The 13,767-nt window shown below is 69.0% G+C and carries 15 protein-coding genes; 2 read left to right on the forward strand and 13 right to left on the reverse strand.

The annotated features are described in order from the left end of the window. Positions 1-71 precede the first annotated feature (71 nt). From thyX to G6N25_RS01400, 9 genes are all read right to left on the reverse strand, one after another. Positions 72-824, reverse strand: coding sequence for an FAD-dependent thymidylate synthase (gene thyX, locus G6N25_RS01360; protein ID WP_083072875.1), 753 nt, complete (start codon positions 822-824; stop codon positions 72-74). 40 nt (positions 825-864) lie between these two features. Then, complete coding sequence (locus G6N25_RS01365) at positions 865-1,263, reverse strand: type II toxin-antitoxin system VapC family toxin (RefSeq protein ID WP_083072714.1); 399 nt, start codon at positions 1,261-1,263, stop codon at positions 865-867. Further along, a complete protein-coding gene (locus tag G6N25_RS01370; RefSeq protein ID WP_083072715.1) occupies positions 1,260-1,496 on the reverse strand; it encodes a FitA-like ribbon-helix-helix domain-containing protein in 237 nt (78 codons plus the stop codon). Before G6N25_RS01370 ends, G6N25_RS01365 begins: the two co-directional genes overlap by 4 nt. Before the next feature lie 161 nt (positions 1,497-1,657). Continuing rightward, positions 1,658-2,707: a restriction endonuclease subunit S gene (locus tag G6N25_RS01375; protein ID WP_083072716.1), complete on the reverse strand. Its 1,050-nt coding sequence runs from the start codon at positions 2,705-2,707 to the stop codon at positions 1,658-1,660. Beyond that, positions 2,704-4,104, reverse strand: coding sequence for a class I SAM-dependent DNA methyltransferase (locus tag G6N25_RS01380; RefSeq protein WP_083072717.1), 1,401 nt, complete (start codon positions 4,102-4,104; stop codon positions 2,704-2,706). Before G6N25_RS01380 ends, G6N25_RS01375 begins: the two co-directional genes overlap by 4 nt. Then, positions 4,101-5,339 (reverse strand): winged helix-turn-helix domain-containing protein, encoded by a 1,239-nt coding sequence (locus tag G6N25_RS01385; RefSeq protein ID WP_372506687.1) that lies wholly within the window; start codon positions 5,337-5,339, stop codon positions 4,101-4,103. The genes G6N25_RS01380 and G6N25_RS01385 overlap by 4 nt, the downstream gene beginning before the upstream one ends. A gap of 53 nt (positions 5,340-5,392) precedes the next feature. After that, the gene (locus G6N25_RS01390; protein WP_083072718.1) at positions 5,393-6,094 is read right to left on the reverse strand and encodes a DivIVA domain-containing protein; all 702 of its coding nucleotides are present in this window, start codon (positions 6,092-6,094) and stop codon (positions 5,393-5,395) included. Positions 6,095-6,175: 81 nt separating this feature from the next. Beyond that, on the reverse strand, positions 6,176-6,661 hold the full coding sequence (locus G6N25_RS01395) for a dihydrofolate reductase (protein ID WP_179961639.1): 486 nt from the start codon (positions 6,659-6,661) through the stop codon (positions 6,176-6,178). 7 nt (positions 6,662-6,668) lie between these two features. Further along, the gene (locus tag G6N25_RS01400; RefSeq protein WP_083072720.1) at positions 6,669-7,469 is read right to left on the reverse strand and encodes a thymidylate synthase; all 801 of its coding nucleotides are present in this window, start codon (positions 7,467-7,469) and stop codon (positions 6,669-6,671) included. Positions 7,470-7,623: 154 nt separating this feature from the next. Here G6N25_RS01400 and G6N25_RS01405 point away from each other — a divergent pair, with 154 nt between their 5' ends. Continuing rightward, the gene (locus tag G6N25_RS01405; RefSeq protein ID WP_083072721.1) at positions 7,624-8,364 is read left to right on the forward strand and encodes a dienelactone hydrolase family protein; all 741 of its coding nucleotides are present in this window, start codon (positions 7,624-7,626) and stop codon (positions 8,362-8,364) included. A 78-nt stretch (positions 8,365-8,442) separates the two neighbouring features. Here the strand turns inward: G6N25_RS01405 and G6N25_RS01410 are convergent, their stop codons facing one another. Genes G6N25_RS01410 through G6N25_RS01420 form a run of 3 tightly spaced genes read right to left on the reverse strand, consistent with a single transcriptional unit; the run spans position 8,443 to position 11,464 of the window. Then, entirely contained in the window at positions 8,443-9,528 is a 1,086-nt protein-coding gene (locus tag G6N25_RS01410; RefSeq protein ID WP_083072722.1) for an acyl-CoA dehydrogenase family protein, read from the reverse strand. Next, a complete protein-coding gene (locus G6N25_RS01415) occupies positions 9,525-10,703 on the reverse strand; it encodes an acyl-CoA dehydrogenase family protein (RefSeq protein WP_083072723.1) in 1,179 nt (392 codons plus the stop codon). Before G6N25_RS01415 ends, G6N25_RS01410 begins: the two co-directional genes overlap by 4 nt. Beyond that, positions 10,700-11,464, reverse strand: coding sequence for an SDR family oxidoreductase (locus tag G6N25_RS01420; RefSeq protein WP_083072724.1), 765 nt, complete (start codon positions 11,462-11,464; stop codon positions 10,700-10,702). Before G6N25_RS01420 ends, G6N25_RS01415 begins: the two co-directional genes overlap by 4 nt. 136 nt (positions 11,465-11,600) lie before the next feature. Between G6N25_RS01420 and G6N25_RS01425 the strand changes: the two genes are divergently transcribed. Beyond that, positions 11,601-11,930: a PE-PGRS family protein gene (locus tag G6N25_RS01425; RefSeq protein WP_071511340.1), complete on the forward strand. Its 330-nt coding sequence runs from the start codon at positions 11,601-11,603 to the stop codon at positions 11,928-11,930. Between the two features lie 444 nt (positions 11,931-12,374). On the opposite strand, the gene G6N25_RS01430 is transcribed toward G6N25_RS01425, so the two are convergent. After that, positions 12,375-13,718 carry a hypothetical protein gene (locus G6N25_RS01430; protein WP_083072725.1) on the reverse strand — a complete coding sequence of 448 codons (1,344 nt, stop codon included), beginning with the start codon at positions 13,716-13,718 and terminating at the stop codon, positions 12,375-12,377. Between the last annotated feature and the right edge of the window lie 49 nt (positions 13,719-13,767).

Genomic DNA, 13,767 nt, shown 5'->3' on the forward strand with positions numbered 1-13,767 from the left:
CCGCGTGGGCTGTACATCTGCGCACTCTCGCGGTGGCGCGGGGCACGCCCGCGGGGCGCGCCTGGCGCGGGTCAGGCCTCGGTGGCCAGCGGGCTGGTCGCGACCTCGGTGCCGTCGGCCAGGGTGGACACCTCGAAGTCGGCGAACACCGCGGGCGCCACGCCGACGAGCTGGCGCAGGCACTCGATGGCCAGCCGCCGGATCTCCACGTCGGCGTGCTCGCTGGCCCGCATCGCGACGAAGTGCCGCCACGCGCGGTAGTTGCCGGTCACGACGATGCGGGTCTCCGTCGCGTTGGGCAGCACCGCCCGGGCGGCCTGCCGCGCCTGCTTGCGCCTCAACACCGCGCTGGGCTCACCGGCGAACTTGGCCTCCAGCCTGGCCAGCAGCTCGGTGTAGGTGGCGCGGCTGGCGTCGGCCGCCGCGACCAGGATCCGCCGCAGCTCGGGGTCGTCGTCCATGCCCGGCGGGATGACGACCCGCGAGTCCCCCTCCGGCACATAGCGTTGCGACAGCTGCGAGTAGGAAAAATGCCGATGCCGGATCAGCTCGTGCGTGCACGACCGCGAGATGCCGGTGATGTAGAACGACACGCTCGCGTGCTCGAGCACCGAGAAGTGCCCGACGTCGATGATGTGCTCGATATAGCCCGCGTTGGTGGCGGTCTTGGGGTTGGGCTTGGACCAGCTCTGATAGCAGGCCCGGCCGGCGAACTCGACCAGCGCGGGGCCCCCGTCGGCGTCGGTGGTCCACGGCACGTCCGGCGGCGCCAGGAACTCGGTCCTGGCGATCAGTTGCACGCGCAGCGGCGCGGTCTCGGCCACGGCGCTCACCTTAGCCCCGGCGACGGCGCGCGGCGTGCCATCAGACGAGTTCGGCCCGGCAGGCCAGCCCCGGTGCGCGGCTAAGGCGCGTGTCCGCGGTCAGCAGTGGAACGTCAAGGTGACTGGCCAGGGCCACATAGAGCGCGTCGTAGAAACTGAAGTTGTGCCGCAGGCTCCACGCTCGTCGGGCGAGCGCTCCCACGTGTGGATAGCGATCGTCGATGAGCAAGCCGGCGACGCGCAGCGCGGTATCGGCTTCCCTGGTGCCGATATGTCCTGCCTGCTCGTGGCGGCGCAGCACGTTGCCGACCTCAGCGTCGATCAAATGCGGTGCGTGCCGCCGCATTTCGGGCAACCGTGCCCGGAGTGCATCGGCGGCGTCAGTCTTGCCGACCAAGGCCAGCACGAGGGCGGACGCATCGATAACGTAGTCGCTCACCGCCGGTCTGCGGCCAGATCCGCGAGGATGGATTCCGTCGTCGCCCCCGGTTTGGCGCTTTCCTCACGCGCGGCCTCCATGGCCGCCAACGCCTCTTCCGCAGTGGACCGGCTCGCGAAGTCGATCACCCAATCACGCATATAGGACTGGATGGAGCGCCCCGCGACGCGGGCGCGCTTACGGATCACCTCGTACGCATCTTCGGGGATTTCCCGGATCTGTATCGTCGCCACTGCGCTAGTTTAGCGCTGTAGCGCTGGCATAGCGCACCAATTCCAACCTTCATCGGGTAGTCCGAAAGAGTTCACGGCGACGCTCACTCGTGAAGTCGATGCTGTCACTTTGCGTTCTGGATCTTCGGGCGTCCCGAGCGCGGTTTTGGTGAAAGGCCGCGTTATATACGGACCTTGCCCGACGTGAGCGGCGGGATCAGGGCGTCGCGGAGCGCGGACAACCGCGCGCTTTCTTCCCGCCGCGCGTGGCACAGGGCACCCAGGCCGGTGATGGTCCGCGCCGCCGCCGGGGCCAGACGCCGGACGTCGCGCACCCGGACCTCGAGGAGGTCCCGCGGCCGGATCCGCTGATGACTGCCCGAGGTCCCGCCGGCCCGCTGCCGCAAGGTCGCTGCGACATCGGGCTGCCGCAGCGCCGACCACAGCGCCGACGTGTCGACGCCGACGGGCGCGAGCACGACGAATTCCGTGCTGGCCAACGCCATGTGCGACGGCAGGGCCACCACGTTCCAGATCCGCGGGATTCTGGGATTCAGCTTCGCGACCAGGACGCACGGCCGCGACAACAGGAACTTGCCGCTCCGCACGGATCCGGCGGCGACCGGCCGGGGCCTGGCCCCGTCGTCGAACGCCGGAAGGCTGAAGTGCGCGACGACGTCGTCGAATTGGTCCGGGCTAACAAATGCCGCCGACCGGCTCGCCAGGCTGGACAGCGGCGCGTACTCGGCGACCGACTCGGCGATGGCGACCATCAGGCTCTCGGCGGCCGCGATCACGCGGTCGTTGGCGGCGATCTTGTCGTCGAGGGCGCCGAGCACCTCGGCGATCCGCACCCGTTCGGGCGCCGCGACGGCGCGAACCGAAATGTCGCGGAGAATCCTCTGATTGAGCAGGGGCTGCCCGGATCCGGCGCGGTGATCGCCCAGCCCGCAGGTGTGCAGCGCGTAGTACCAATATCGCGTCTCGCGCGGATCCTTGGCCCGGCACACCAGTGCGTTCTCGGTGACCCACACGTCGGAATCGCAATACCGCACGCTGCCGCAATACGATCCGACGCGGCCGAGGACGATGAGAGGCCCGCTCGCGTTGCGCTCCGCCGCATACCCGATTGCGCCATTGGCGCCGTAGACGCGAAAGCGCCCGCCCGACGCCCGGTGCGGCGGGCTGGTTCCGCTGCTGAAGTCCAGGTACTCGCCCAGCCGTGCCTTCACCGCAGGCGCTCCACCTGCTCGCGCACCACTGCGTCCAGTCGCGCGGATTCGTCCAGGGCCGCCAGCAGGTCCTTGGTCAACCGGGCGATCCTCTCGTCGACCGGTTCCCCGTCGTCGGCGGCGGCGGGCGCGCCCACGTACCGCCCCGGGGTCAGCGTGTAACCTGCGGCCCTGATGTCGTCCAGCGTGGCGGACGTGCAGAACCCCGGAACATCTTGGTAGGTCAGGCCTTTGGCGGCGGACGACTCCGATCCGCACCACGCGTGATAGGTGTCGCCGATGCGGATGACCTCCTCGCTCGTCAGCGCGCGCTCCGCGCGGCCCGCCAGGTATCCCAGCCCGCGGGCGTCGATGAACAGCACCTGCCGCGACCGGTGCCCCTTGTCCCTCGCGAAGAACCACAGGCACACCGGGATCGACGTGCTGCGAAACAGCTGTCCGGGCAGCGCGACCATGCACGACACCAGGTCGGCCTCCACGATCCGCGCCCGAATGTCGCCTTCCCCCAGCGTATTCGACGACATCGATCCGTTGGCCATCACCACGCCGGCCTTGCCGCCCAGGGCCAGCTTGGACAGGATGTGCTGAATCCAGGCGAAGTTCGCGTTGGTGGCCGGCGGAACGCCGAAGCGCCAGCGCGGGTCTCGTTCGTCGCGGGCCCAATCCTTGATGTTGAACGGCGGATTGGCCATCACGTAGTCCATCTGCACGCCGGCGTGCTGGTCGCCGGCGAACGTGTCGCCCCACCGCGCGCCCAGGCCCGCGCCGTCAATGCCGTGCACGGCGAGGTTCATCTTCGCCATCCGCCAGGTCTGCTCGACGCTCTCCTGGCCGTAGACCGCGACCTTGGCCGGGTCGCCCTCGCGCTCGGCGACGAACTGCTCGGTCCGGATGAACATTCCGCCCGAACCGCAGCACGGGTCGTACACCCGCCCGCTCGACGGTTCGAGGACCTCGACGATCACCCGCACGACGCTGGGCGGGGTGAAGAATTCGCCGCCCCGCCGCCCCTCCGCGCGGGCGAAATTGCCCAGGAAGTACTCGTACACCTCGCCCATCAGGTCGCGCGCGCGACGGCCGTCCCGCCCGAATCGCGCGCCGTCGAGCAGCTCTATGAGCTCGCCAAGCCGGCGCCGGTCCAGGTTTTCGTACAGCCGCGGCAGCATCCCGGCCAGCGCGGGGTTGGCCGCCATCACGGCGCCCATCGCGTCGTCGACGAGCCGGCCGATGTTCGAGGCTTTTGCGTTGTCCGCCAAAGGTTTCCAGTGCTTCTCGGAGACGTGCTTGAGGAACACCAGCCCCAGGATCACGTCCTTGTATTGGCTCGCCGACAGCGAACCACGCAGCTTCTCGGCCGCCTTCCACAGCGTCGCCTTGAGCTCCTGGGACGCGGTCATCGGCCGGCCCGCTTGGCGGCCGCGCGCAGGTCGGCGGCCAGATCGCCCCGGCCGGACACGCTGACCCCGCCCAGGCCCAGCCACGACGCCATGGACTCCAGCTCGCCGGCCAGCGCCGCGGCCACGCGCACTTTCGGCTGGTCCGGCTCCCCGAACGCGCCGACCACCCGCAGCGAGTCGGACGCCCGGTCGGCCTTGAGGTCGACCCGCGCGACCAGCTCGCCGTTTAGCAGCAGCGGCCACACGTAGTAGCCGTACTGCCGCTTGGCCGCGGGGGTATAGATCTCGATGCGGTAATGAAAGCCGAACAGCCGCTCGACGCGGGGCCGGAAGAAGATCAGCGGGTCGAACGGGCACAGCAGCGCCGTGCCGCGGTCCCGGCGCGGCACCGTCCGGCCGGCCCGCAGGTACGCCGGCGCGGACCACCCGTCGACGTCGACCCGCTCGATCTCCCCGCCGGCCAGCAGGTCGGCGAGGGCCGGCTTGACCTGCCGGGCCGACAGCCGGAAGTAGTCGCGGAGGTCGGCCTCGGTGCCCACGCCCAGCGCGCCGGCGGCCCGCAGCGTGAGCTCGCGGACGGCCTCGTCGTCGTCGACCTCGCGGGCCAGCACGCGCGGCGGCAGCACCCTTTCCACCAGGTCGTAGTGGCGGGCGAAGCCCACCCGAGTGGCGGTGGTGAGCACGCCGGAGGCGAACAGCGCCTCCGCGACCCACTTGGTGTCGCTGCGGCTGCCCCACCAGCTTCCCCTCGGCCCGCGCGGCTCGGCGGCCAGGTGCGCCTCGATCTGCCCGGCGGTGCTGGGCCCGAGTTCGGCGACGGCGGCGACGATCTTGTCGGCGAGCTGCGGGTTGGCCCTGACGATGTGGGTGCCCCAGCGGCCGTGGGTGTACTGGCGCATCCGCCAGCGCAGCAGCGGCCAGTCGTCGACGGCCATCAGCGCGGCCTCGTGCGCCCAGTACTCGACCAGCAGCCGAGACGAGCGCGCCGAATGCGACCAGGCGGCGCGGTCCAGCACGTCGCGGTCGTAGGGACCGAGCCGGCTGAACACCGGCGCGTAGTGGGCGCGCACCGCCACCGACACCGAATCCAATTGCAGCACTTGGATTCTCGAGATCAGGCTCTTCAGGTGCGCGCGGGTGATCGGGCCGCCGGGCCGCGGCTCGCTAAACCCTTGTGCCGCAACGGCTAAGCGCCGGGCCTGGGCGGCGGTCAACGTGCGGCTGCGGATCGACACGCGCCGAGAATACCGGTCGTTCGGCCGTTCGCCGCGGCAAGCCTACGGCGGGTTCACCCGGCGGTGATTTTCTCGTCCAGCGGCACCACGACGCTCGCCTCCGGCAGATCCTTCTGTTCCCGGTATGCCGACGCGAGGGCGTCCGGCACGGTTTCCAGGTCGCGGTGTACTTGCGCCAGTTGCTCGAGGATCTTGATCCGCTGCCGACTCGCCTCGTCGGCCGCCCGCCGCGCCTGCTCGCGGTAATGATCGGCCTCCCGTCGGGCCTCCCGCCACGCCTCGTCGATCGCCGATTGGGTTTCGGCGCGCATGCCGGCCAGTTCGGCGTCGAGCTTCTTTTTCGCGTCGGCATACTCGGCCTCCAGGGCCTCGCGCCGCGCGGCCAGGTCCGCCATCTGCTCTTCGTGCTCTCGCCGCGCGGCCCGCGCCTCGGCCTCGGCCGACGCGACCAGCGCCTCCGCCTCGGCCTGGGCCTCGGCCTGCATCTGGGAAACCTCGTCGACGGTGCGCCGCAGCATGTTCGCCATCCGCAGCTGCACCGCGTGGGGCGAGGGTGAGGTGTCGGTGAGGACGGCGACCTCCTTACGCAGCGCCGCCGTCTCGTCGTCGGATTCCGTCAGCCGCGCCTCGAGGCTCTTGACGTCGTTGAGCAGCAGCTGCTGCTTGGCGGTCAGAGCCTCGATGGAGGCGTCGACCGCGGCCGGATCGTAGCCCCTGAACACGCGCGGGAACGTCTTTGCGGGTTCGGTGATCACTGCCAATTCCCCCCTTCTGGAACGCCCGATAGACCTGTGACCCCCCGAGTACCGAGTATGCCCTTCACGGGGCGGGGCCGCTTACGGCCGGCGGTAGCTGTGGAACCGGTAGCGCAGCCCCGAGCGGCTCACCTGCCACTCCCCCGTCGCGCCCAGCCACGCCTCGTCGAGCACCGGGGCCAGCGCGTCGTCGTCCTCGCGCGGCAGGTCGACGTCGACCTCGGTGACCTCGCAGCGGGTGGCCAGCGGCAGGGCCAGCAGGTAGATCTGCCCGCCGCCGATCACCCACGTCTCGGGTTCGGTCAGGGCCTGCTCGAGCGACCCGAGCACCTCCGCCCCGTCGGCCGGGTAGCCAGTCTGGCGGGACAGCACGACATTTCGGCGCCCGGGCAGCGGCCGAACGCTAGCCGGCAACGACTCCCAGGTCCGCCGGCCCATCACCACCGTGTGCCCCATCGTCACCTGTTTGAAGCGGGCCATGTCTTCGGGCACCCGCCACGGGATGTCGCCGCCGCGGCCGATCACGCCGGACGTCGACTGAGCCCAGACCAGGCCCACGCTGCTCAAGAGCGCGTCATACAGCGACGGGGGCTTTGATCGCCGGGTGCGGGTCGTAGTTCTTCACGACGACGTCGTCGTAGGTGTAGTCGAAGATCGAATCCCTATGGGCCAGAAACAGTTCCGGATATGGGCGCGGCTCACGGCTCAGCTGCAGCCGCACCTGCTCGACGTGGTTGTCGTAGATGTGGCAGTCGCCACCCGTCCAGACGAACTCGCCGACGCCCAGACCGGCCTGGGCGGCCATCATGTGGGTGAGCAGCGCGTAGCTGGCGATGTTGAACGGCACGCCGAGGAACAGGTCGGCGCTGCGCTGGTAGAGCTGGCAGCTCAGCCGCCCGTCGGCCACGTAGAACTGGAAGAACGCGTGGCACGGTGGCAGCGCCATCCGCGGGATGTCGCCGACGTTCCACGCCGATACGATGATGCGCCGGGAGTTCGGGTCGGTGCGCAGCAGATCCAGCGCGGCGCTGATCTGGTCGACGTGCTCGCCCGACGGGGTGGGCCAGGACCGCCACTGTACGCCGTAGACCGGACCGAGATCGCCTGTGTCGCTTGCCCATTCGTCCCAGATGGTGACGCCGTGCTCGCGCAGCCAGGCGACGTTGGAGTCGCCGCGCAGGAACCACAGCAGCTCGTAGACCACCGACTTGAAATGCACCTTCTTGGTGGTGAGCAGCGGGAAGCCGGCCGACAGGTCGTAGCGGATCTGCCGGCCGAACAGGCTGCGGGTGCCGGTGCCGGTGCGGTCGGATTTGGCCGCGCCCGCCTCGAGCACCAGGCGCAGCAGGTCCTCGTAGGGTGTCGCGATCGGCACGCGGCCAGCTTAGCGGCGATCGCAAGCGCGGCGAAGCCGGGCGCGGCGGGTCGCCGCCAAAAAATCCGGCCGCGATCGCAAGCGCGGCGAAGCCGGGCACGGCGGGTCGCCGCCAAAAAATTCACCTCCGGGCCCCAGGAGTACAACGGAGGCCATGCCGACAATCACCGACACCGTCACCACTCCCGACGGCTCCTGCCCCGTCCGCCTGTTCACCCCCGAGGGGCCCGGCCCCTGGCCCGGCGTGGTCATGTATCCCGACGCCGGCGGGGTGCGCGACACCTTCGAGCAGATGGCCGCCAAGCTGGCCGGATTCGGCTACGCCGTGCTGCTGCCGGACGTGTACTACCGCAGCGGCGACTGGGCCCCGTTCGACATGGCCACCGCGTTCACCGACGCGTCCGAGCGCAACCGGCTGTTTTCCATGATCGGCAGCATCACCCCGGACAGGATGGCCAGCGACGCCGCCGCCTTCTTCGACTACCTGGCCGCGCGCCCCGAGGTGTCCGGGGAGCGCTTCGGCGTGTGCGGCTACTGCATGGGCGGGCGGACATCGGTGGTGGTGGCCGGCCGTCTCCCGGACCGCGTCGCGGCCGTGGCGTCCTTCCACGGCGGCGGCCTGGTGACCGACACCGCGGACAGCCCGCACCTGCTGGCCGACCGGATGACCGCGACGGTCTACATCGGCGGCGCCGAGGACGACGCGTCGTTCACGCCCGATCACGCCGAAGCGCTCAAGAAGGCGCTGACGGCGGCCGGCGTGCGGCACACCATCGAGTGGTACTCGGCCGCCCACGGGTTCGCAGTCCCCGACAACGCGCCCTACGACGAGGCCGCGGCCGAGCGGCACTGGACCGCGATGGTGGACACCTTCGGCTCGGCGCTTGCGCCTTAGTGGCGCCTTAGTTGTGCCGAGCAGACATAGAATCGCACGAAATCGCGCCGCGCTATGCGATTCCGCGTCTGCTCGCCGTCAGGAAACCGGCAGGTCGACCAGCTCGGCCAGCCGCGCCCGGTGGCGGTAGGCGGTGCCGAGGGCCAGCTGGTCGCTCTTGGCCCGCTTGAGGTACAGGTGCGCGGGATATTCCCAGGTCATGCCGATGCCGCCGTGCAGCTGTATGCACTCCTCGGCGGCGTGCACGGCGACGCCGCCGCAGTAGGCCTGCGCGATGGCCGCGGCGATGCCCGCGTCGTCGTCGCCGCGGGCGCACGTGTCCGCCGCGTAGCGGGCCGCGGCCGTCGCCGCGCCGACCTCGAACCACAGGTCCGCCAGCCGGTGCTTGATCGCCTGGTACGAGCCGATCGCGCGGCCAAACTGCTTGCGCTGCTTGACATAGGCCAGCGTGGTGTCGAAACACCACCGCGCCACCCCGAGCTGCTCGGACGCCAGCAGCGCCGCGCCCGTCTGCAGCGCCTCGGCCACGGCGACGTCCGCCGGCCCGACCCGCGACGAGGCTGCCCCCGAAAACCGCACGGTCGCAAGGGGTCTCGTCATATCCAGGGCGAGCACCGGCGACACCTCGACACCGGCCGCCGTTCGGGAGACCGTGTGCAGCTCAAGCCCGTCCGGGCCCGCGACCGGCACCACCAGTACGTCGGTTTCGCCGGCGCCCGCGACGCTGGTGACCACGCCGGTCAGGCCGTCGGCGCCGACCCCCGCGACCGGATCGCCCGGCGCGGTGGATAGCGGCACCACCAGCGCCGCGGTCACCACCCCCTGGGCCAGCGCCGGCACGGTCTCGGTGTCGCCGGCACGCAGTAGCGCGACCGTGGCCAGCACCGCGCTGGACAAGAACGGCACCGGCGCGACGGACCGGCCGATCTCCTCCATCACGACCGCGGCCTCGCGGGCACCCGCGCCGGCGCCGCCGAGCGACTCGGGCACCAGCAGCCCGGCCACCCCCAGCTCGGCGGCCAGGGTCCGCCAAACACCCGAAAAGTCTTGCGGCACCGCATCGTAGGCTCGCACCACCGATTCCGGCGGGCAGCGCTCGGCGAACAGGTGGCGAACGCTGTCGCGCAGCGCCTCTTCGGTGTCGGAGTACAGCAGGTCGCTCACCGGTCCAGGTCCTTCCAGGGCACGTCCTTGTCGACGCGGTGTTCGCCCGGCAGGCCGAGGATCCGCTCGGAGATGGTGTTGCGCAAGATCTCCGAGGTGCCGCCCTCGATCGAGTTGCCGCGAGCCCGCAGGTAGCGGTATCCCGGCTCGCGCCCGATCAGGTCGACGACTTCGGTTCTGCGCATGGTCCAGTCGTCGTAGTGCAGCCCGGATTCGGCATGCAGCTCCAGCTCGAAGCCCGAAATGGCTTGCGCCAGCGAGGCGAAGGCGATCTTCATGCCGGCGCCCTCGGGCCCGGGCTGACCCGCCACGGCCTGTTGCCGCAGCCGCTCACCGGCGAGCCGTAGGACCTCCGCGTCGACCCACAGCCGCATGAGTTCGTCGTGCATCGCGGGGTTGCGCAGACCCGGGTCGTCGCGCCAGGCGTCGGTGACCTTGCCGATGATCCCGCCCTCCCGCGGAACGCCCGGGCGAGAGCCGATCGCGACGCGCTCGTTGTTGAGCGTGGTGGTCGCGACCCGCCAGCCGCCGCCCACCGCGCCGAGCCGGTTCGCGTCGGGCACCCGGACGTCGGTGAGGAACACCTCGTTGAATTCCGCCTCGCCGGTGATCTGCCGCAGTGGGCGGACGTCGACGCCGGGCTGCGTCATGTCGCACAGAAAGTACGTCAGCCCAGCGTGTTTGGGCACCGTCGGGTCGGTGCGGGCGACCAGGATGGCCATCTGCGCGTGCTGGGCCATCGACGTCCAGACCTTCTGGCCGTTGACAATCCAGTCATCGCCGTCGCGGACCGCGCGGGTGGCCACCCCGGCCAGGTCCGATCCCGCACCCGGCTCGCTGAACAGCTGGCAGTAGACGTGCTCGCCGGTGAACAACGGGCGCAGGAACTTTCGCCTCTGTTCGTCGGTCCCGAACGCCGCGATCGTCGGCGCCGCCATGCCCATCCCGATGAAGTTCTTGACGGTGCCGCCCACCGGCGCGCCGGCGGCGGTCAGCCGGGCGTCGACGCGCTCCTGGGCCTTCCGCGGCAGGCCAAGCCCGCCGAAGCCCTGCGGCAGGTACACCCAGGCCAGGCCCGAGTCGTATTGCGCGCCAAGGAAATCCCGCGGGTCGGTGGTCGCCGGGTCGTGCTCGTCCAGCAGCGCCTGCACCCGCGCGTCCAGGTCGGGGCTCATTGCCGAAATCCCTGCGCGGGGCCGAGTAGCAGGCCGCCGTCGATGACCATCGTCTCGCCGGTGATCCAGCTCGCCGCGTCGGAGACCAGGAAGGCGACCGCGCCCGCCACGTCGACCGGCTCACCGATGCGCCCGAGCGCGATCGACGACGCCAGCGGATCCTCGTGGTCCTTCCACAGCGCCTCGGCCAGCCGAGTGCGCACCACCCCCGGGGCGATGGCGTTGACCCGGACGCGTGGTGAAAGTTCCAGCGCCAGTTGCTTGGTGACGTGGATCAGCGCGGCCTTGGTGGCGTTGTACAAACCCATCGCCGGGGACTGGTGCAGGCCGCCGATGGAGGCGGTGTTGACGATCGCACCGCCGTGCTCGCCCATCCAGGATTTGACGACGAGCGAGGTCCACAGCAGCGGCGCCCACAGGTTGACGTCGAAGATCTTGGCGAAGCGGGCGTGGTCCTGATCGATCAGCGGGCCGTACGCGGGGTTGGTTCCCGCGTTGTTGATCAGGATGTCGACGCTGCCGAAGCGCTCCAGCGTGAGGTCCACGCAGCGCCGCGCGGCATCCTCGTCGACCGCGTGGGCGCCGACGCCGAGCGCGTTCTCACCGACCTGCGCCGCGGCCTCGTCGGCGGCTTCCTGCTTGCGCGCGGTGAGCACCACGTTGGCGCCCGCGGCGGCCAATTGCTGGGCGATCGCCAGCCCGATCCCGCGCGAGGCGCCGGTGATGATCGCGGTGCGGCCCGTCAAGTCAAGTGAGGTCATCGTGGTGTGCCTTCTGTTTGGGTTGGGTTACTGCTCGAGGGGCCAGCGGGGTGCGCCTTGCGCACGATCTCGCGCGGGATGTTTTGCACACGTGTGTCCGTGGTATGCGACACGCATGTTAGTGAAATTAACCCTCATGAAACCACTGGTCGTGGCCGGGGCTGTCGCCGCGGCGATCGCCGCCGCTCCCATGGCCGCGGCTGACGCTTTCGCCGCCGGGCCAGCGATGACGGTACCCGCGCCCACCCATGTCATCTTCAAGGACGACCCGAGCGGCGGCGGTTGCGACAACAACGGCAACTGCGGCTCCGGAGGCCAGAACAACGGGCCCGGCGGCGGCCCGGGCGGCCAAGGCTGCGTCCCCGGCGTCGGCTGCGGCTCCGGCGGGCAGTTCGCCGGTCCCGGCGGCGTGCCGGGCGGCCAGGGCTGTCTGCCGGGCGTCGGTTGCGGCTCCGGTCACGGATAACGTTCCGGCCCTCAGCCTCCCGGGAGCCTGGTGATCCGGGCCCGGGAGGGTCGGGCTGGCGCATGGCGAGGTTTAACGAATCCGGTGGGCCGGGCGTTGCGCAGCCCGACACGTTGACCGCTTCATTGGCCGCTGGGGGGCGTTAGCTGGTACGAACGCTGGCAGTGGCGTGCCTTGAACATTCTCTTCGACGGACACGACTGTGACGACGTCCACCGGGACTTGGCCAACTATGCGACCCACAAGAACGAAGAAGTTCGCAAGTAGGTCACCGAAAGCTCGGCGGCAAGAACCCATTTCATACCAATGTGGCATTGGTCAGGCCGTCGTGGGCGCTGCGCGCCCAGCGTAGAAGCACCCAAATGTACGATTGGCCCCCTTCTTTGGGAAGGGGGCCAATCGCCGTTGGCGGTCACCGGCTCGCATCGGCGACCACCACCGGACTCAGAGCAAACTTAGGAGTTGGATGACCAACGTCCCCAGATGGGTTGCGATGTTGCCCAATATCGACGGGAGGCTCGACAGGGTCGATGGGAGGCCTCGCAGCAGTGACGTCACTGAACCACTAATGTCGCCAGTAATGGCACCGATGGCGCTATTTAGGGAGGGCCAGCCATTGATCAGCTGGTTGGCGAAGTTCTGGATTGCGGTCACGAAACTGCCGCCGCTGACGATGTTCTGGGCGTTGGGAGCCACGATTGCCTTCGCGAGGCCCGGGTCGAGAGTGTTCAACATCTCGTTGAGAAGGCCAGTGGGGATACTCGATGTTCCCGGAAACGCCCCACTGCTGAGCAAGCCATTGGTGATACCTATGCGAACATTCGCCTGGAACCCATTGATGACGGCGTTCGTCACTGCGCCGGGTGTATTGAGCAGATTGGTCAGCGCCCCCAGCGTATCCCCTGCACTCCAGGCGTTATAGGTCGCTTGAAGACTTGCACCAAGCCCCTGGGTCGATACGCCCACGGCATCGAGGGCATAGGTCGCGATATTCGGTACACCTGTAGTCAGGAGATAGTTGGTGGCGTTGGCGAAGTTTTGCGTGATGTATCCGGGGATACTCAAAATGTTTACGAGCGGAAGCCCAACGTTTACGATCGGACCGCCCAACAGACTGTTGAAGAGGGCAGATATTCCAGTTGAGACCTTACCTGCCGCGATATCGGCAAGCCCCGTGTGAACCGCCGGCCCAAGAGTGGGAATGAGCTTGACCAAGGCGTTCGCAGCGATTTGGTAGGGCCCCACATAATCGCTCGCGTATTGCACCCCGTTGGCGGCGAGCTGCTGCAAGACGGGGAAAGGAGTCGCGCTCCACTGGTTGAGAATGAACTGCAGATTGGCGCCCGCATGCGTAAAGGTGTTGGCCCACGTCTGAACGATCAGGCTTTGGGTGATGGGGCTGAAGACGTCGCTGAGGGCGGCCGCGGGAACAGCGGCCGCACTGGCCCCGCCCACAAGGGAGGCGAGTTCGTTTTCAACACCGGCGAACAGGTCCAGCACGCCACTGGCGTCGGTGAGCTGGATCGCGGACACACTCACTTCGGACAGGTGGGCGGCGGAACGAAGGTCGGGTAGGTGCTGGGCCATGGGACCGGCGGCGAGGACAGCGATGCTGGCCAGGGCAATTCCAGCGGTGATGTGGGGGCGGGCTGCGAGGTCCACGACCATCTCCTTTACGACATTCTGGATAATGACGAATTGAATGTACCCGTGGAATATGTTGGACGAATTGCGATAACAAAATAGGCAATTAACTGTGGTGATATATCCATGCAGCAAAACCAGCATGAAATGTATCGAAAGCTATTACTGACTCAGACCAACATTGACGGCTCAC

Origin of the sequence: Mycobacterium heidelbergense (assembly GCF_010730745.1) — a bacterium.
Lineage (GTDB): Bacteria > Actinomycetota > Actinomycetes > Mycobacteriales > Mycobacteriaceae > Mycobacterium > Mycobacterium heidelbergense.